This is a genomic window from Tolypothrix sp. VBCCA 56010, from assembly GCF_050875635.1.
Taxonomy (GTDB): Bacteria; Cyanobacteriota; Cyanobacteriia; order Cyanobacteriales; family Nostocaceae; genus Hassallia.
This window is the reverse complement of record NZ_JBPAOH010000047.1, coordinates 19,370-37,380: the sequence shown is the minus strand read 5'-3', so window position 1 is coordinate 37,380 and position 18,011 is coordinate 19,370. Positions and strand designations below refer to the sequence as shown.

18 protein-coding genes and 1 pseudogene are annotated in these 18,011 nt (G+C 40.6%); 10 read left to right on the top strand and 9 right to left on the bottom strand.

The annotated features are described in order from the left end of the window. Positions 1-5 precede the first annotated feature (5 nt). Positions 6-827 (bottom strand): M15 family metallopeptidase, encoded by an 822-nt coding sequence (locus AABK37_RS17650; protein ID WP_432552854.1) that lies wholly within the window; start codon positions 825-827, stop codon positions 6-8. Between the two features lie 103 nt (positions 828-930). Here AABK37_RS17650 and AABK37_RS17645 point away from each other — a divergent pair, with 103 nt between their 5' ends. Both AABK37_RS17645 and AABK37_RS17640 read left to right on the top strand, forming a co-directional pair. After that, positions 931-1,848 (top strand): AEC family transporter, encoded by a 918-nt coding sequence (locus AABK37_RS17645; protein WP_432552853.1) that lies wholly within the window; start codon positions 931-933, stop codon positions 1,846-1,848. Between the two features lie 93 nt (positions 1,849-1,941). Next, positions 1,942-2,343: a helix-turn-helix domain-containing protein gene (locus tag AABK37_RS17640; protein ID WP_432552852.1), complete on the top strand. Its 402-nt coding sequence runs from the start codon at positions 1,942-1,944 to the stop codon at positions 2,341-2,343. A gap of 170 nt (positions 2,344-2,513) precedes the next feature. On the opposite strand, the gene AABK37_RS17635 is transcribed toward AABK37_RS17640, so the two are convergent. The 3 genes from AABK37_RS17635 to AABK37_RS17625 form a co-directional block, all read right to left on the bottom strand. Further along, complete coding sequence (locus AABK37_RS17635; RefSeq protein ID WP_432552851.1) at positions 2,514-5,336, bottom strand: tetratricopeptide repeat protein; 2,823 nt, start codon at positions 5,334-5,336, stop codon at positions 2,514-2,516. 296 nt (positions 5,337-5,632) lie between these two features. Beyond that, complete coding sequence (locus tag AABK37_RS17630; RefSeq protein ID WP_432552850.1) at positions 5,633-5,917, bottom strand: hypothetical protein; 285 nt, start codon at positions 5,915-5,917, stop codon at positions 5,633-5,635. A gap of 85 nt (positions 5,918-6,002) precedes the next feature. Then, positions 6,003-6,548 (bottom strand): phosphoribosyltransferase, encoded by a 546-nt coding sequence (locus AABK37_RS17625; protein WP_432552849.1) that lies wholly within the window; start codon positions 6,546-6,548, stop codon positions 6,003-6,005. A gap of 67 nt (positions 6,549-6,615) precedes the next feature. Here AABK37_RS17625 and AABK37_RS17620 point away from each other — a divergent pair, with 67 nt between their 5' ends. The 3 genes from AABK37_RS17620 (at position 6,616) to AABK37_RS17610 (ending at position 9,516) form a co-directional block, all read left to right on the top strand. Continuing rightward, positions 6,616-8,040 (top strand): MFS transporter, encoded by a 1,425-nt coding sequence (locus AABK37_RS17620; RefSeq protein WP_432552848.1) that lies wholly within the window; start codon positions 6,616-6,618, stop codon positions 8,038-8,040. Positions 8,041-8,115: 75 nt separating this feature from the next. Further along, on the top strand, positions 8,116-8,727 hold the full coding sequence (locus AABK37_RS17615; RefSeq protein WP_432552847.1) for a methyltransferase domain-containing protein: 612 nt from the start codon (positions 8,116-8,118) through the stop codon (positions 8,725-8,727). Between the two features lie 117 nt (positions 8,728-8,844). Next, the gene (locus tag AABK37_RS17610; RefSeq protein ID WP_432552846.1) at positions 8,845-9,516 is read left to right on the top strand and encodes a HEAT repeat domain-containing protein; all 672 of its coding nucleotides are present in this window, start codon (positions 8,845-8,847) and stop codon (positions 9,514-9,516) included. On the opposite strand, the gene AABK37_RS17605 is transcribed toward AABK37_RS17610, so the two are convergent. Then, entirely contained in the window at positions 9,491-9,673 is a 183-nt protein-coding gene (locus tag AABK37_RS17605) for a hypothetical protein (RefSeq protein ID WP_432552845.1), read from the bottom strand. The two genes, AABK37_RS17610 and AABK37_RS17605, sit on opposite strands and share 26 nt — an antisense overlap. Before the next feature lie 71 nt (positions 9,674-9,744). Between AABK37_RS17605 and AABK37_RS17600 the strand changes: the two genes are divergently transcribed. Beyond that, positions 9,745-10,311 carry a phycobiliprotein lyase gene (locus AABK37_RS17600; protein ID WP_039737511.1) on the top strand — a complete coding sequence of 189 codons (567 nt, stop codon included), beginning with the start codon at positions 9,745-9,747 and terminating at the stop codon, positions 10,309-10,311. Between the two features lie 69 nt (positions 10,312-10,380). On the opposite strand, the gene AABK37_RS17595 is transcribed toward AABK37_RS17600, so the two are convergent. Continuing rightward, the gene (locus AABK37_RS17595) at positions 10,381-11,367 is read right to left on the bottom strand and encodes a hypothetical protein (RefSeq protein ID WP_432552844.1); all 987 of its coding nucleotides are present in this window, start codon (positions 11,365-11,367) and stop codon (positions 10,381-10,383) included. A 260-nt stretch (positions 11,368-11,627) separates the two neighbouring features. After that, complete coding sequence (locus AABK37_RS17590) at positions 11,628-13,103, bottom strand: site-2 protease family protein (RefSeq protein WP_432552843.1); 1,476 nt, start codon at positions 13,101-13,103, stop codon at positions 11,628-11,630. 193 nt (positions 13,104-13,296) lie between these two features. Between AABK37_RS17590 and AABK37_RS17585 the strand changes: the two genes are divergently transcribed. From AABK37_RS17585 to AABK37_RS17575, 3 genes and pseudogenes are all read left to right on the top strand, one after another. Further along, the gene (locus AABK37_RS17585) at positions 13,297-14,031 is read left to right on the top strand and encodes an MBL fold metallo-hydrolase (RefSeq protein WP_432552842.1); all 735 of its coding nucleotides are present in this window, start codon (positions 13,297-13,299) and stop codon (positions 14,029-14,031) included. 59 nt (positions 14,032-14,090) lie between these two features. Beyond that, positions 14,091-14,981: pseudogene (locus AABK37_RS17580) on the top strand (hypothetical protein). Positions 14,982-15,152: 171 nt separating this feature from the next. Continuing rightward, positions 15,153-15,395 (top strand): hypothetical protein, encoded by a 243-nt coding sequence (locus tag AABK37_RS17575; RefSeq protein ID WP_432552841.1) that lies wholly within the window; start codon positions 15,153-15,155, stop codon positions 15,393-15,395. Positions 15,396-15,628: 233 nt separating this feature from the next. Here AABK37_RS17575 and AABK37_RS17570 read toward each other — a convergent pair whose 3' ends face one another. Continuing rightward, complete coding sequence (locus AABK37_RS17570) at positions 15,629-15,868, bottom strand: hypothetical protein (RefSeq protein ID WP_432552840.1); 240 nt, start codon at positions 15,866-15,868, stop codon at positions 15,629-15,631. A gap of 124 nt (positions 15,869-15,992) precedes the next feature. Next, positions 15,993-16,199 (bottom strand): hypothetical protein, encoded by a 207-nt coding sequence (locus AABK37_RS17565; protein WP_432552839.1) that lies wholly within the window; start codon positions 16,197-16,199, stop codon positions 15,993-15,995. A gap of 305 nt (positions 16,200-16,504) precedes the next feature. Between AABK37_RS17565 and AABK37_RS17560 the strand changes: the two genes are divergently transcribed. Next, positions 16,505-17,938, top strand: coding sequence for an NB-ARC domain-containing protein (locus AABK37_RS17560; protein WP_432552838.1), 1,434 nt, complete (start codon positions 16,505-16,507; stop codon positions 17,936-17,938). The last annotated feature ends 73 nt before the right edge of the window (positions 17,939-18,011 follow it).

The following is an 18,011-nucleotide window of genomic DNA, read 5'->3' as shown; positions in this document are numbered from 1 at the left end:
GTCCCCTACTGCGGTATTTTCGCGGGTTTGATATTCTTGGCTTTGTAGAAGGTTTCTAAACTATCGCGATCGCCTACAAAACGCCAGTGCCAAGGCTCATAACTCACACCTTGCGGATTATCCTTGGGAAAGGACATTTCAAAGCTGTAACGCGCTGCATTTGCTTCTAACCACTGATAAGCTTTTGTCTTGTCGAAAGTTGTTTGCAGATTAGTTGCTGGTGTTGCCCCGTCGCCAATATCTACAGCGTAACCTGTATGATGTTCGCTATGACCGGGAGGAGCGCTCAAAGCAGCTCGTTGCGCTGGGGTTTGATTGCGCTGGGCACCTACTTCAAAAAATAACTGTTCTTGGTCTTTCACAGAGCGAAAGCCGGAAATTGGCACTAATATTACACCCGCACTCCGCGCTGCTTGTACCATCGCTTGATACTTTTGGGCGGCAGCTTTTCTCATTTTGATGCGTCCATCTCTAGAAATCGATGCTAGTTCTGATTCCGGCGCTTCTGCGTATGGTAGATGGCTTAAAACAGTATCAGCATTATCTTGGGGGTTGACAGAAGTGCCGCTTTGTGCATTACCAGGAGTGGAGCTAGTTGGGGAAGGTTGAATAGCAGCTTTTTTCGGTGCAGTGAGGAAAAATAAAAAACCACTAATAACAGCCAGCATAATAAATCCTACCACGCCGCCAATTACCAAAACCATAGGTTGCAAGTGACGCACCTGGTTAGGTGTTGCTTCCGGAGTATCGCGTAAAGCTGGCGGAATTTCGTCACCAGACTCAGCAGATGAGTTTTGCGGTTTTTCAGAAAACCCAGGATTATTCAAGGGTCAACTCCTGATGATTGTTGAATCGCCATAACAGATTGTAGACTGGATAAAAATAAACGCGATCGCGAAAATTTATACATTTTAATTTCTAGGCGCAATTTTGACAAATATCCTAGAACTATACGTCAAGCTGGTGGGATTAGTCCTGGTAGGATTTCTCTTGGGACGCAAGCTACCTGGCTCAGTTCCCACCCGTTTAGCTCAGTTTCTTTTCTGGGTGGGTGTACCGATAGGGATTGTAGCTTTTTTACGAAAAGCTGATTTATCGGGACAGATTTGGATTGCACCAGCGATCGCCTACCTAGCTATTTTACTTGGAGCATTTTTAGCTTGGATAGGCATCAAAGGTCAAGCCTATTTTACAAATACTATGCCTCAACAACCAACTCAGGGTAGTTTTATTCTGGCATCAATGGTGGGTAACACAGGTTATCTTGGTTATCCCATCGCTTTAGCAATGGTAGGACAAAAATACTTTGCCTGGGCGTTATTTTACGATCTGCTGGGGTCACTTTTCGGTGCTTATGCTTTTGGTGTAGCGATCGCGGTTCGTTTTGGGGGTGGAGTTCAGAATTACTGGCAAATTACTAAAGCAATTTTCATCAACCCAGCGCTGTGGAGTTTCGGGTTTGGTTTGCTGTTTCGACAGGTGACGATTCCCCCAGCAGTTGAATTTTTCTTGGATAAATTTGCTTGGAGTACAGTTGCTTTATCTTTAATGTTAATTGGGATGCGATTGAGCAATCTCAATTCTTGGCGGAGTTTACCACGAGCGGGGATGAGCTTAGGAATCAAAATGTTGATAGTTCCGCTGATTTTGGGTAGTATTTTACCACTTTTTGGTTTAACTGGGGCAACGGCACAAGTGATAGTCTTACAAATGGGGATGCCACCAGCTTTCTCTACATTGGTAATTGCGGAAACCTTCAATCTCGATCGCGATCTGGCAGTTACAGCATTGGCAGCAGGGTCTATGGTATTGTTAATTACTCTGCCAATTTGGTTGTGGCTGTTTTGACAAACCTCTCCCTCCCAACCTCCCTCTCCTAAAAGGCGAGGGAGGAGTAAGAAAGAATGGGTTTTTAAGCCTTTCCCCGCGTCGGGGAGAGGAATGGAAGTGGGGTCAGCCAATTTGGTTGTGGCTGTTTTGATTGATAAGTTACGGGAAATGCACGTTAGAAATGAAGAAGAAAATGAAAAGGCTTTAGCTATTGTCGAAGAACTAATGCATCGCTCAAATCGCACACCTGAAGAAAATGAGCTTTATGAGTTGCTAATTATTTTAATTGAAAAATTTGAACAGAAACATTATTCTCCAGGTGAAGCATCTACACCTCATTCTATGTTACTTTTTCTGATGGAACAAAAAGAGATTAAGCAGTCAGATTTAGTAGGTGTGATTGGTTCTAAAAGAATTGTTTCCGAAATTGTAAATGGTAAACGAGAAATTAGCAAAGTTCAAGCCAAGGCTTTAGGAGATTTTTTTCAGGTTGATTTCAGTTTGTTTACTTGATTGCGAAGGTGATAAGTAACAATACCTTAGCTTCACCAAACGCCCACAGGCTATAAGCCTGGGGCTACAGGAACAAAGCCCACCTGCGTGGGCTAAAATCAAATGCAGGCTGCGGAGGCACACGAGTGTTCGTATAGCCGCACCCTTCTAGGGTGTGGGGATTTTTTGACCTATTTCTTCACCGCACTCCAATCACCAGAAGGAACAAAACTTGCCCAATAATAAGGATGCTCATATCCGGGTGTTTTCAACAACTGCATCTGCGCTTCTCGTAAAGCTTCATGTCTACCCTTACCCGCTTTCAAATTTTGGTAATACTTCACCATTAAATCTTTTGTCCCAGCATCGTCTACAATCCATAAACTCAAGACTTGACTTTGAGAACCTGCAATTACCAAAGCACGACGCAAACCGTAAAGTCCATCTCCCACCTTCACATCACCCAACCCAGTTTCACAAGCGGAAAGTACTACTAACTGCGTTCCCCGTAAATTCAAACCTGCAACTTCCAAAGCTGTGAGAACACCATCATTGTTATTTGATAAAGCTTTGGTGCGATTGTTAATACCAGCTAAAGCTAAACCCGAACGCAACAAGGGATTTTCGAGACGTAGTGACGCGATTAATCGCGTCTCCATATTATCTTCTTGGTCGGGAACAAAGAAACCGTGAGTCGCTAAATGTAATATACTCGGAGCTGGAAGTTGTTTAATAACAGCTTCCGTCGCTTGCTTACCAGAAATGATTTTTGTATTTGGAAAAATCCCTTTTATTTTATTTGCTTCTTCTAAAGTGTTATCAAGTGAAGGAAATTGCAAGGAAGCTAAATCAGCAGAACGTCGATTTTCTGAACCACGTACAGCAGATGCTGTGGCTATTTCCTGTTGGTCGTAGTCGATATTTGCAAATACTACAGGAGTAGAACGGCTATTAGCTGGTAATTGAAAGCGTAATAAATCCCGTCCGCTGGTAAGATAAGAAAAAGCGTAAGGTTGAATTAAATATTTATTTTGCTCGTCTTTCAGCGCTTCAAAAGGAATTAGTGTTAATTGTCCATCTGGTGATAATAACAAATGACGTGCATCGCCTAACAATGGACGAATCGGAGCCATAACTTGCCGATCTAATTTGCGAGCAAGTTGCTCAGGTGATTCGGTAGGCTTGTTTACAATAGTAGGAGCAACATTGACACCTTTGTTAGGATTTTTTGCTAAAACTTTTCGCAAACTCGCAATAGAGTTATCAATAGTTGCAGCATCTCCCAAATCAACCCACTTTGGTTCACCTGATGAACGCAGCACCGCAGCAGCATAACGCGGTTTACCATATCGTTCAGCCAATTTAGCTTTAGGATTAAATGGCTGATACCGCACGATTTCTACTAAAGCTGCATCTTTGGGTATCGTAGTTTGGATCGCTGCTAACTCTACTGGTTGAGTAGCGGTGCGGAATTCTGCGCTTTTGCTGCTGATAGCTTCTTCTAAGCGTTCTTTTTGTGTTTCTAGTTGCTGAAATTGTGCTTTATATTCAGTCGGACTCTGCTTTCCTTGTCCCTTGTATACTAATGTCGATAGCTGTTGATTAACATTCAACCATTCATCAAATAATTTTTTGGTTTCTGGTTGATTTGCTAGTTGACTGCGTAGCGTTTGTATGTTATCAGCAACGGCATCTAGAACAAGTCCTTTACGGCGTAGTACTGTGGTGAGTGCTAATCTTGCGACTGTGGGGTTGTTGGCAGCTTGTTGAAGGGATAGGGAAATGATAGCATCGGTAGTCCCTGTAAAAGTTCTGGTGTAGTCCTGTTTTCTTTGCTCTGATCCTACAGCAAAAATGAGGTCAAGATTACGTTCTTCAACTGCTAGACCACGACGAAAGAAATCAGTGGCACGCGTAATGTCATTTTGTGCATAGTATAATATAGCCAAATTGTTCAGGCTATTTGCAACAGAGGGATGTTCTTTGCCCAGTGCTTTCTCTCTAATTGCTAGCGATCGCACTAATAAAGGTTCAGCTTTTTGATAACTCCCCTGTGCTTGGTACAATATAGCTAAATTGTTCAGGCTAGTAGCGACATCCGGATGTTCTTTGCCGAGTACTTTCTCTGTAATTTCCAGCGATCGCAGATACAGCGGTTCAGCTTTTTGATAGTTCCCCTGTTCTCGGTATAGTTCTGCCAAATTGTTTAGGCTATTTGCAACAGAGGGATGTTCTTTGCCCAGTACTTTCTCTCTAATTGCCAGCGTTCGCAGATACAGAGGTTCAGCTTTTTCATAGCTTCCCTGTGCTTGGTACAATATAGCTAAATTGTTCAGGCTAGTTGCGACAAGAGGATGTTCTTTGCCCAGTACTTTCTCGACAATTGCTAGCGATCGCAGATACAGAGGTTCAGCTTTTTCATAGCTTCCCTGTGCTTGGTACAATAGAGCTAAATTGTTCAGGCTAGTTGCGACAAGAGGATGTTCTTTGCCCAGTATTTTCTCGTAAATTGCTAGCGATCGCAGATACAGAGGTTCAGCTTTTTGATAACTCCCCTGTTCTCGGTATAGTTCTGCCAAATTGTTCAGGCTAGTTGCGACAAGACGATGTTCTTTGCCGAATATTTTCTCGTAAATTGCCAGCGATCGCACAAACAAAGGTTCTGCTTTTTGATAGCTCCCTTGTTCTTGGTACAATACAGCCAAATTGTTTAGGCTTTCTGCGACATCAGGATGTTCTTTGCCGAGTACTTTCTCTGTAATTTCTAGTGCGCGTTCTGCTAAGGGGATGGCTTGAGTGTATTTGCCTTCCTTGTACAACTGCTCGACTTGTTGATTTAGTCGCTTGGCTTCCTCCAACTCTGCTGACTGTTGTACTGACGGCGGCTGAGATTGTCCTGTCACTTCTTTTGGTATACTTACTAGCAGCCCTAATGCCAGTGCTGCTGTAATTGACCAGGATACCAACTTGATGGAACCTTGGGTTTTGGCTTTTTTCCGGGAGAATCTAGACACGTATTTGTGCTTGCTGGCTGGGTTGGGGGTGTGAGACAAATAATACCGAATTTATAAAAAATCTCAGTAAATAATTTAAAAATATTTAGATTTCCCAGATTTCTCCTTTGACTTGATTGTTTTGCAGTATTCTCAATTAGCTTTCTAACCTACCTGGGAATTAATTCCCAGGCTAATAGCTGAAGTCCACTTAAGTGGACTGAAACCAAATCACCCTGTAATACTGATTCAATTAATGATTGCGATACATGAATTTTGATAAATGGCAGGGTTTCCGCACCCCTACAATTGTTTTTTTAAAACAGCATTTCATTAATTCGTAGCAAATTAAATTTGGCAATACCCTGCAATGCCATTGTCACCCGATGCAATGCCATTGTCACCCGATGCAATGCCATTGTCACCCGATGCAATGCCATTGTCACCCGATGCAATGCCATTGTCACCCGATGCAATGCCATTGTTACTCGATGCAATGCCATTGTCACTCGATGCAATGCCATTGTCACTCGATGCAATGCCATTGTCACTCGATGCAATGCCATTGTCACTCGATGCAATGCCATTGCATCCCCTTGCATTTAAAAACGCTACGCTTTTACGCAAAACTGTATTAAGAAGTCGGGGCAAATCGTTTTTCGATTAAGCGATCGCGCTCCATAACACCTAACTCCCGTACAGACGTTCCAGCGGAACGTCTCTACCTTTCACCTTCGCTGCTAAATCCGCCGGCTTGATGTCTTCGTAATGCTCAAAGGGTTGGTGAATCCAAGGGTTATCTGCTAAGTAATCAACGTAGTAATCAGGAACCATCACGGAACACGCTTTATACCAAAGTACAGCGGTGCGGATTTCCTCAATGGGAAACTTATTATTTTCCTTTAACCAAGGAATAGTTTCTTGCAGCGTCACTCCTGAATCTACCAAATCATCTACTAAGAGAATCCGCGAACCTAACTTTTCAGCAGTCATCGTCAGGTGGTGCGAGAAAATTAAATTACCTCTTTCTTGCTTGCCAGAACCACTGTAAGATGATGTGGCTAATATTGCTAATGGCTGCTCGTATATACGGGAAATTATATCTCCTACCCGCAGTCCGCCTCTAGCAAGGCAGACAATTTGGTTAAATTCCCAACCAGATTGATAAATCTGAGCAGCCAGTTGTTCAATTTTCTGGTGATAATCTGACCAAGAAACGTAAAGGTCTGGCATAAGCAATATAATTTATAGCTAAAACACAGATAGCAAACTTTTTATTTTAATATGAGTGCAACATATTATGAAAGATTCTGATTATCAACCAGAAACGGAAAAGCTAGATGTAAGTACGAAACTCGCTTTTGGTGCGGGGGATTTGGGGACAGCGATCGCAGCGATGATTGGCATTTCTTATTTATCGCCTTTTTTAACGGATGTAGCTGGTTTAAACCCCAATTTAGCCGGACAAACTCAGCTAGTCGGTAAAGTGTGGGATGCTGTCAACGATCCGATGGTGGGAGTGTTGAGCGATCGCACTCAAAGCAAGCAGGGAAGACGTTATCCTTGGATGATTTGGGGAGCAATTCCCTTTGGGATTTTCTTCTTTTTGCAGTGGATTGTACCACACTTTAGTAATAACGAAAATGTCAATCAGTGGGGTTTATTTTGGTATTACACTGCGATTTCGATTTTATTTAATGCCTTTTTTACAGTTGTTAATTTACCATATACCGCGCTCACAGCAGAACTAACTCAAGATTATGACGAACGCACCAGTTTGAACAGCTATCGCTTTTCCTTTTCGATTGGCGGTAGTATTCTTGCTTTAATTATCGGTTTAATTATTTCTTTACTAGTTCCAAGCGATCGCCGCCAACAGTATCTTTTACTAGGAGCAATCTGTGCAATTATCTCAGTTTTGCCCGTATACTGGTGTGTTTGGGGAACCAAAAAACGCGCTCAAGCTGTTGCCAAACTACACCCAGAAACTGAGCAAACTGTTTCTATCCCCATATTGCAGCAACTGAAAATTGCTTTTACCAATCGTCCTTTCTTATTCGTAGTCGGTATTTATTTATGTTCTTGGTTAGCAGTACAACTAACTGCCGGCATTATACCCTATTATGTCACCAGTTGGATGCGTCTTCCCCAATGGCACATTAGCTTAGTACTTTTGGCGGTGCAAGGAACCGCTATGGCTATGCTATTCGTTTGGAATGCTGTCAGTCGGCGCTACGGCAAACAAGTTGTATACTTTATGGGAATGAGTTTGTGGCTTATCGCCCAAGTTGGACTATTTTTCGTACAGCCCGGTCAAATTGCCTTGATGTACGTTTTAGCAGTCATGGCAGGTTTTGGAGTATCTACAGCTTATCTTGTTCCTTGGTCGATGTTACCTGATGTAATTGAACTCGATGAATTAAACACAGGACAGCGACGCGAAGGCATTTTTTATAGTTTCATCGTCTTTGTACAAAAAATCTGTTTGGGGATTGCCGTTAACATCGTTTTACAAAGACTGGGGACAGCAGGATATATTAAACCCACAACTCAAATTGCGATACCAATCCAACCAAACTCAGTATTAGACGTTATTCGCTTTTCCATTGGTCCCATACCAGCGATCGCTTTAATTTGTGGCTTGGTTTTAGCTTATTTTTACCCACTTACCCGCGAAGTACACGCAGAAATTTTACTCAAACTCAAACAACGTAAGAATAAATAGAAAAAATGTAGTAAGCGCTGAAGCGCTTATTTCCCAGTTCAAATAAGCGCTGAAGCGCTTATTACTTAAATATCAATGACTAACTCATCCATTACCAATCCAGAATATTGGGAACAACGCTATCAAGAGAAAAGCGATCGCTGGGATATCAAACAAGCTGCACCACCCTTCGCGACTCTATTACAATCGACAACAGCACCTCCTCCCGGTCGAATTGCAGTGTTAGGCTGCGGTCGAGGTTATGATGCATTGCTATTTGCCGCACATAAATTTGAAGTTATCGGATTTGACTTTGCACAATCAGCAATTACCGAAGCGATCGCCTTAGCTAAAACTAGCCAAAGTTCCGCTAAATTCCTACAGCGAAACATCTTTGATTTACCAGCCGAGTATGAAAATTATTTCGATTACGTACTAGAACACACTTGCTTTTGTGCTATAGATCCAGCACAGCGTCAAGCTTACGTGCAACTGACCAAATCAATTTTAAAACCGCAAGGACAACTAATTGGGTTATTTTTCACACATAATCGCCCCGGTGGTCCTCCCTTTGGAATGACTCCAGAGGAAATTCGCCACTACTTTCAGACAGATTTTCAAATTCATTCTTTGATACCAGCAACAAATTCTATACGCGATCGCCAGGGAGAAGAACATTTAGGACGATTTACCGTTGTAAAAAATTAAACATAACTCTAAGATATATTTCCCAACAGGTACGGAAAAACCTACCATCTGACTTATGCATTAATAGAGCCGTAATGTTACTTATAAAGTAAAGATAAGTAAAGAAGCTTAAATTAGATGACAAATCTAAGTTTACAAGAAATTTCCAGTCGGTTAGAAAGTGAGAACTTAGGCGATCGCATGGTAGCGCTTGCCAATTTGCGCCATGTATCTAACGAGGAAGCAGTACCTTTAATTAAAAAGGTTTTAGATGACGAATCTCTGCAACTGCGATCAATGGCAGTATTTGCCTTGGGAGTTAAAGCGACAGAAGAATGTTACCCCATTTTAGTAAAAATTTTAGAATCTGACCCAGATTATGGTATACGTGCTGATGCTGCCGGCGCGTTAGGATACTTAGGTGATGTTAGAGCTTTTGAACCACTATCACGAGCATTTTACGAGGATACCGATTGGCTAGTGCGCTTTAGTGCGGCAGTTTCCTTAGGTAATATTAAAGACCCCCGCGCCCATGATGTACTAATTCAAGCTTTGAAGAGTGAAGAAGTAGTAATACAACAAGCAGCGATCGCCGCATTCGGAGAAATCAAAGACATTAACTCTGTAGATCATATCCTGCGCTTTGCCCAATCAGAAGATTGGTTAGTACGTCAACGTCTCGCAGAAGCCTTAGGTAATCTTCCCAGCCCTAAGACAGTTTCTGCATTGAAATACTTAGAAAAAGACAACCATTCTCATGTCTCCGAAGCCGCGAGAATTTCCCTCAAACGACTTGAACAAGCAGGTTGATATAATCCAGGGCATTGGGAATTGGTAATTGGGCATGGGTAATGGGTAAGAAAGAAGAAATATTTCTCTTTTTGTCCCCCTTGTCCCCCTTGTCCCCCTTGTCTCCTTGTCCCCCTTGTCCCCTTGTCTCCTTGTCCCCCACTCCCCCATTCCCCACTCCCCCACTCCCCTCCTGCTATTTTTTAATAAGTGGGATTTTTCGCATCTCGATCAAAGGTAATTTCATTTATGAATATTCAAGAATTTTTTGAATTGAGTGCTGGTAAATGGTTTTCTCATCGTACCAGTCACCACTTGGCTTTCAAGCAATCAGAAGACGGCAAGTCAGATATTGTGATTGAGATGCTAGCAGCAGATCATCCAGAGGTTGCGAAATTGTGTCAGCAGTACGAAATTGACCCAAAACATGCTTCCTGTGGCGCTAGAGTTACCTGGAATGGGACAATGGAATGGGATGAAGAAAAACACACTGGTTCTACAGTGTTGGTTACTGTCCCCAATGAAGACAATCCCAATGAAGGTAAGTTGCTGCGAGAAATGGGCTATGCGGAGAAAGCTCCAGTCGCCGGCAGCTATAAAATGGGCAGTGATGACGCATTGACACTAATTACAGAATACGAAACCATGTGGTCTGAAGAACGTCTGTGGTTTGCTAGTCCCAATTTACGGATGCGCGTAAGTGTCTTAAAGCGTTTTGGCGGTTTCAGTATGGCTTCGTTCACTTCTGAGATTCGCATGGGTGGTACTCCAGCAGCAGCGAAAGTATCTGAAGCGGCTAATTCAGCGTCAAGTTAATTTTGTTACCTAAAAGCCCCCCTTTTTCGGGGGGTTAGGGAAAAGTAGTAAGCGCTACGAATTACATTATTAATCAATTCCTTGCGTACTCTTTTTAAATCCTTTGCTTTTTGGTTTGTTAGTTTCCTGCGAATTTGTGAAGCGATTTTCCAGATTTGAGGTTACTTGAACTAAATTTTCAAGCTGAGTTTTTACATTTTCAAATCCCTGTAATTTCTCAACTAGGATTTGTAATTTTTCTAGTTGTATATTTGTGTTAGTCTGCACTAACTCAGCGATGCTTGCTTTCAGGTGATTTTCTAGATTTGAAGTTTCTTGAATCAGACTTTCAACTTGATTGTGCATCGTTGCAAATGTATCGAGTTTCTTCTCTAGCGTTTGTAACTTCTCTAGTTGTATATCTTTACCTTGCAGCAAATGAGCAAGGCTTTCTCTAGAATTATTATCGGCTTCTAGTAACTTACTCAAGCGAGTTTCTAGATTTGAGTTGGCTGCAATCAAAGTTTCAACTTGGGTTTGTACAGATGCAAATGTTTCGACTTTATCTTCTAGTGCTTGCAACTTTTGTTGTTGCATCTCTAGATTGCTTTGTAGTAAATTACCAATAATTTCTTTGAAGCGATTTTCTAAACTTAAATTTCCTTGAATTAGACTTTCAACCTGCGATGACACAGGTGTAATTATCTCTAATTGATTAGCTAGCGCTTGCAACTTTGCTAAGTGCGTTTCTGCGTTATTCTGCACCAAATGGCTGAGACTTTCTCTAGAATTATTGTTAACTTCTAGTACCTCAACCAGACGATTTTCCAGATCCGAACTTCCTTCAATTATACTTGCAAACTGATTTTTGACATTTTCAAAAGATTCAATCTGCTTTTTTCGAGCTTCAGCAGTTATCTGATATTGCTCTTTATTTAACTCGTTAGCCGCTTCTACAAATTTTAATAGTTTTTCTTGCTCGGTTATGCTTTGATTTAAGCTTTTTTTAAGTTGCAAAATCAACACGGCAATTACTGCTATTGATATTGTTGATATTGCCGAAACAATTAGGGGCACAATTTCCATAGTCGATCGCTCAGTAAGTATACTCAATATTCATAATCTTTTAAGCATTTTTTGAAATACTAAAAAGACTTATGAATCCTCATATTTTATCTAATATAAGCATCAAATAATTGAATTTAAGCCGGAAAATTATTAAATAAAACTGGGTAAAATATTGAAAATCTGAGGAAAAACTTTATATTTTCGGATAATTTAGATTGGGAGAAAAAAGAAATAATTTTTTCAGCTTTTATTTTTTCTCCCCGTGCTGTTTATATTTGCAACAAGCGGGCGATCGCCTGCGGTAGTGGCAGTATAATCAGCACCAACAAAACCATTGCTGCTAACCCCCAAATGTCACGTTTACTATCGAGTTCTGTCACATCGTTTAAAGCGGGTTCATCAATCAGCGGTATAAATAATAAGATAATCGCCCATAAGAAAAATTCCGACTGTACTAAAGAAAGTAGTAGCAGCAACAAACGAGCAACTTGACCAATTACGATCGCTGTTCTTTGTCCAAACATTGCATGGACAATATGACCTCCATCCAATTGTCCCACCGGCATCAAATTCAACGCTGTGACAATTAGTCCGAGAAAACCTGCGATCGCTACTGGATGTAAATCAATCGCTGATTGTGACGTTAACTGACTCGAAAGCGCTAATTTCGACAGCAACGCCAGTAAAATGGAATATTTAGGATTGAGCGCATCAGTATTTAACAGTCCGTTTTTTTCACTTAAAGGAACTACCTCAGAATGAGCTAAACCCCATATTAATAAAGGTAAAGTCGCTACAAACCCTGCAAGTGGTCCAGCAATGCTAACGTCAAATAAAGCTTTGCGATTGGGTATCGGACTACGCATTTGAATAAATGCACCGAAGGTTCCCAAGAAAAACGGCATCGGGATAAAGTATGGCAGTGTCGAGCGAATTTTATAGAATCTAGCTGTTAAATAATGACCAAGTTCGTGGATGCCTAAAATGGTCATTAGTGCCAAAGCATAAGGCAATCCTTTTAACAGATTAACTGGGTTAGATTGCCATGTCGATAAATCAACACCAGCCATTTTTACTCCCACGAAGGTAGTAGTTACCAAAGTACCAAGCAGTAGTAAAAGCGCTAATCCGGGTCGCGTAAGCTGTTCTGGGTTGCGTGTATCAGCTTTTGCAGCTTGGGTGTTGGGAGCGAGAATAAAGAAAGGTTTGTTATTGAGACCTTCTTGAAAGATTACTAGAAAGCGATCGCCAAATTGTGCTTCAATATTTGCCTTAATTTTTTGATATGCTTCAGTCGGTGAGGATCGCAACTGTCCCCGGCAAATCACAGCTTGGGGGCGATACTCAATATTTTGGATATAGTATACAGACCAGGGAAAACAATTTCGCAACTGGGTTTCTTCTGTTGGCTCAATGGGACGCACTGTCACTGGTTCTGCGGTAGGATGAGTAGCCGATTGTAATTCTGAGGTTTGGGGTTCGGTCTGTGTGTTTTTTGGTGCTTGACGCCCCCATTGAAACAACAGCCAGTATAACAGAAGGCAGATAACTGAGGGCCAAACGATTAGCGATGGTGGGGGAGTTTGTTTCGCTCCATACATCAGCGTCCACCCGGTCAACAGCAATGCTGGTGTCATTAACACCAACCACAACAGCCACACTGGTGTCTTGGTGATATTAGCGACACTGCGTTGCACCATTAGATAAGTAAATAGTCCCAGTAGAAGGAGAAACCAAAATGTCATTTTATCTTCAGATATTTTGAGAACAACGTCCCACCAAAGCGTGTTAGCACCACAGCACTTACTACAAAGCAGACCTCAAACCCCAATTTTTCACTTCTTCAATCTTAAAGTGCTTATCAACTCTTAAGTATCAATTCTTAAGAATTTAAACAGCGTAACCATTTATACAACTGCGATGCGCGGTTTTTTGCTCATGTGCCCGATACCTCAACAGCCAAATCATACAGTTAAGCCACCACAGGCTGTGTTTTCTTGGGAAGTTTCGATAGAAGAAAATCTCAAATCGAACTTCACGCCAAACAACATTTTTGCCTTTCCACCAAATCGGGACACATTAGGGGGAACTTCTTATTTTATTGTAGGAAATGAAAGTAATATCTTGATAGACTGCCCTGCCCTAGACCAAACAAATCAGGATTTTTTGCGATCGCACTCTGGTGTGCAGTACCTGTTCATCACTCATCGGGGTGCGATCGGCAAAACAGCAGAATTTCAGCAAATCTTCAACTGTGAGATTCTCATTCAAGAGCAAGAAGCTTATCTACTACCCGGATTAACCGTCACTACCTTCGCTCAAGAATACACTCTGAATAATATAGCACAAGTGATTTGGACACCAGGACATTCTCCCGGTTCCTCTTGTCTATACTACAGCGAACTTGGAGGCGTACTATTTTCTGGACGCCATTTACTCCCCAACCAGCAAGGCGATCCAGTACCATTACGGACAGCCAAAACCTTTCACTGGAATCGACAAATTAAAAGTGTAAAGTTTTTGTTAGAACGCTTTACACCAGAAACTCTTCAGTATATTTGTCCAGGTGCCAACACAGGGTTTCTGCGAGGCAAGCGCTTCATAGATAAAGCCTACCAGCGCCTCGCCTCCCTAGATTTACAAGCTTTGCTGCGGATACAGCCCCTACTTTAAACTGAAGTTCCACCGTGCCAAAGCCAACTTAGGATTTGTGATGATTCGCTAACAATTGCATGACCCGACAACCACACGACCAATTTGCTAAACAATATCTAGAAGAATTACTTTCTCCGTTTGGAAAGGTAGAAGTAAGTCGGGAAGTCACAGATGAAGTCCGCCAAGTAGATATCTTGTTTTCACCCACATCTTCCCCCAATCCTGACCTTCAATCCCTTGGGTTACTTGGCAGAATTGCTACAACTGCCTCATTATTGGAACCTTTCCGCAATCAACCCAGTAAAACCGAGGTACGTAATTGTCTGCTAAAGCTATTTTCTGTTTACGGAGAATCGCAACGTAAAGCCAAGCGCGAAAATACATCTTTACCAGAGGATAATTTACCGCGTTTATGGATTTTAGCAACTTCAGCTTCAACAAATTTACTAGAGAGTTTTGGCGCTAGATTAGATACAGATAATTGGCTAGCGGGTATTTATTTTCTACCTGATTCATTCAGGACAGCAGTAGTAGCAATTAATCAGTTACCACTGACTCTTGAAACCCTCTGGCTGAGAATTTTAGGCAAAGGAGAAACCCAACGTCAAGCCATTAGTGAATTACTATCGCTTCCTCAAAATAATCCATTACGGCGAAATATCCAAGAACTGATTACAAGTTGGCGGATAACTGTAATAAACCAGACAAATCTTACAGAAGATGACCAAGAGGTGATTATGAACTTATCGCAAGCTTACTTAGAATGGCGGTAAGCTACTTTACAAGAAGGGCAAAAAGATGAACGTCGCCAAGTAGTAGAAAACTTGTTGCGCGTCCGGTTTGGTTCGCTAGATGAAGAATTAGAACGAGTAATTGAGCCTTTATTACAGTTACCACCGCAAGAATATAGTCGCTTATTACTCGAATTATCCCGCAATGAGTTATTGACAAGATTTGGTAGTGGTTGAGTTAAATATAAACAACAGGTAAGGAATTTTTACGAGTTAGTTGATTAGGGAAACTATAACTTTATAGACAAAAGAGAAATGTAACGGCGAAATATCCAATAACTGATTAAAAGTTGGCGGATAACTGTCATCAATTAGACAAACCTTACAGAAGATGACCAAGAGGTGATTATGAACTTATCGCAAGCTTATTTAGAATGGCGGGAAGCTACTTTACAAGAAGGTGTTCAAGTAGGGCAAAAAGAAGGACAACGCCAAGTAGTAGAAAACTTGTTGCGCGTCCGGTTTGGTTCGCTAGATGAAGAATTGGAACGAGTAATTGAGCCTTTATTACAGCTACCACCGCAAGAATATAGTCGCTTATTACTTGAATTATCCCGTGAGGAATTGTTGATAAGATTTGGCGGTGGTTGACTAAAAAATTATTTGATGATGAACTTCAAGTGTATGACTTCCACAATGGGGAGCATCCCAATTTTGCAAAATTGGGATACTCCGCTCATTTATCATTTTCAATAATACTGTTTTGAGTATTTTAACTGATTGACAAATATGCAATTACCTTAACTTATCACGGATGCCAAACCACCGACCGCCACAACTACGGCATAGGCATGAGGTTCTATTAGCGGTGTTTATAAGATGGGTTAGGAATCTTCTGATGTGGTGAGTTTGGTGACAGGTGGTGCGGTTGCCGCACTCACTAGCGCCCATATCCATGTCCCTATTGTCAAGGGAATACCGATAAATTCCAAGATAACAGTCCAGTCAAGAAAAATGGCAATAACGATAAGAATGAGTTGGGCAATTCCCTGACCAATCTTGCCAACGATAAGTGTTCCTACCCCTGGAAAGAATATATTGACGATAATCCCTAAAACTCTCATGGTTTTTTCTCACCAATTATAATTAACACTTTTGTAAACGTTGCGAACCCACGGGTGTAAAAAATGGATTGTGTCGTGTAGAGTTTTATCTGAGACTTTATGGTGTCATTAATCTAGTTTTAGGTCATTTTTTGCTAGGTATAAAAAATAACGTAACACCTACACTTGCTATTATAAAACCAAAGAAAATTAAGGGAATTAAACTAGCGTCGTAGTAACCTGTGCCAGCAGCTCTCCCAAGCACTTGACCAAAAGAATTGTATTTGTTCATTGCATAAAATGAAGATCCGATACCTGCAAGTAAAAGAATTCCACCAATTGGTTTTTTCATTTTTGTGTTTTCCACATTATGTATTGTTCTATAGAAAAAACAGGAATTGATATCCGAGTCTTTTTAAACTTTTCAGAGGTTATGTATTCTGGGATCTTAGCTCTGGCTGCATATGACGCAAGGTATATGTTATTAGATAGTTGACAAAAAGCATCTTATAGTAGCATCATTACATGAACTTAAAGTTTACTGCCATCGGAATAAGTCGGATCAAGTCGGAGATTTTCTGCAATTTTACAGATGCTTAAGTAAGAAAGTCGGAAAAAATCGGGTTAAAATAAGTAAAAACTCGGAAAATCCGGCTAATGGATATTGCACAAGTCATTACGATCGCCGACGGCTTAGTTTATTCCCATACTGGAAAGCACTTAGACGATTTGCAAGAGTCTATAGTAAGGGGTGTATATCAGGGTAAAAAATACCAAGCGATCGCAAACGACTTTGGCTGTAGTGAAGGTCATGTTAGAGATATTGCATCTGAATTATGGAAGCTTTTATCAGATTTACTAGGTGAAGATATTAGTAAATTTAACTTTCGTTCTGCAATGGAGAGACAGCATCTTTCTGTTGTTTCATCTAATATTTTTGGTGATTTTGTCCAAAATGGTCATGTAAAGGTATGTGCAGATACATCAAAGCCTCCAGAGGTTGAAACCATCCCACGTCAACAGCAAACTTCTGAAGAGAAAAATACTGATACTCAGCGTCAAGATTTAGATGATGCACCCGATATTACTCCTTTGCATGGACGCACTGAAGAATTGAACAACTTAAAAACATCGATTATTAAAAAAAGCTTTCGTTTAATTGGAATTTTAGGTATTAATGGTATAGGAAAAAGTACTCTTGCTAGACATTTATTAGAAGAAATTCGGGATAATTTTGATTATGTAGTTTGGCGGAGTTTAGGTTGTAAACCACATCTTTTAGAAATTCAGACAGACTTAATTCAATTATTTTCAAACCAAACAGAAGCAGATTTATCGACAAATTCAAATCCTAGACTGTCTCAACTGATGAAATATTTGCGACAAAATCGCTGTTTGATAATACTTGATGATGTGCATTCCATTTTTAGAAGCGGACAACTAGTTGGTAGTTATCAATCTGGATATGAAGATTATGGAGAACTATTTCGACGAGTGGGAGAGTCACAGCATAAAAGTTGTTTGTTGCTATTAAGTTGGGAGAAACCTAGAGAAATAGTTGAATTAGAAGGAGAAAATAGGGCAGTTGGGACATTACAATTAAGTGGTTTAGGTGAAGCAGCAAGAGAGATACTTAGAAATCAAGGTTTATTAGAAGAGGAACATTGGTCAAATTTAATAGAATACTATGGAGGAAACCCCTTATACTTAAAAATTACCGCTACAATGATTAAAGATTTGTTTGGTAGCATTTCGGAATTATTTAAGTATGACTATCTGGTTTTAAATGAAGATTTAAAATATAAACTAAATTGGATATTTAATAGATTGTCTCATTTAGAAAAACAGGTTATTTCTGTAATAGCAGCAGATATTGAAGCAGTTTCTCTGTCGAAATTAATAGAGAAGACGCAACTAATACACACAGATTTATTTAGTGCTATCCAGTCTTTAAAAAGACGCTTTCTAATTGAACAGCATCAAAATGATAAGAATCAAATACTTTTTACTATTCAACCTTTGATGAAGCAGTATGTTAATTTGCAAATGAAGTCTACTAATAATTTGAGCAGTGGTGAATTTAGAGAATGACTAAAAAGAGTAGTTGTGTCAGGACAAATTTACTTAACTTTCTCTCCATTCCAAATCACCTCTGCTAAAATTA

Bases quoted from the DNA above. Each gene is read 5' to 3' on its own strand.
- AABK37_RS17640 (WP_432552852.1), top strand. From the start codon at position 1,942: ATGGAAGTGGGGTCAGCCAATTTGGTTGTGGCTGTTTTGATTGATAAG.
- AABK37_RS17630 (WP_432552850.1), bottom strand. From the start codon at position 5,917: ATGCAAGGGGATGCAATGGCATTGCATCGAGTGACAATGGCATTGCAT.
- AABK37_RS17625 (WP_432552849.1), bottom strand. From the start codon at position 6,548: ATGCCAGACCTTTACGTTTCTTGGTCAGATTATCACCAGAAAATTGAA.
- AABK37_RS17620 (WP_432552848.1), top strand. From the start codon at position 6,616: ATGAAAGATTCTGATTATCAACCAGAAACGGAAAAGCTAGATGTAAGT.
- AABK37_RS17615 (WP_432552847.1), top strand. From the start codon at position 8,116: ATGACTAACTCATCCATTACCAATCCAGAATATTGGGAACAACGCTAT.
- AABK37_RS17610 (WP_432552846.1), top strand. From the start codon at position 8,845: ATGACAAATCTAAGTTTACAAGAAATTTCCAGTCGGTTAGAAAGTGAG.
- AABK37_RS17600 (WP_039737511.1), top strand. From the start codon at position 9,745: ATGAATATTCAAGAATTTTTTGAATTGAGTGCTGGTAAATGGTTTTCT.
- AABK37_RS17590 (WP_432552843.1), bottom strand. From the start codon at position 13,103: ATGACATTTTGGTTTCTCCTTCTACTGGGACTATTTACTTATCTAATG.
- AABK37_RS17585 (WP_432552842.1), top strand. From the start codon at position 13,297: ATGTGCCCGATACCTCAACAGCCAAATCATACAGTTAAGCCACCACAG.
- AABK37_RS17575 (WP_432552841.1), top strand. From the start codon at position 15,153: ATGAACTTATCGCAAGCTTATTTAGAATGGCGGGAAGCTACTTTACAA.
- AABK37_RS17570 (WP_432552840.1), bottom strand. From the start codon at position 15,868: ATGAGAGTTTTAGGGATTATCGTCAATATATTCTTTCCAGGGGTAGGA.
- AABK37_RS17565 (WP_432552839.1), bottom strand. From the start codon at position 16,199: ATGAAAAAACCAATTGGTGGAATTCTTTTACTTGCAGGTATCGGATCT.
- AABK37_RS17560 (WP_432552838.1), top strand. From the start codon at position 16,505: ATGGATATTGCACAAGTCATTACGATCGCCGACGGCTTAGTTTATTCC.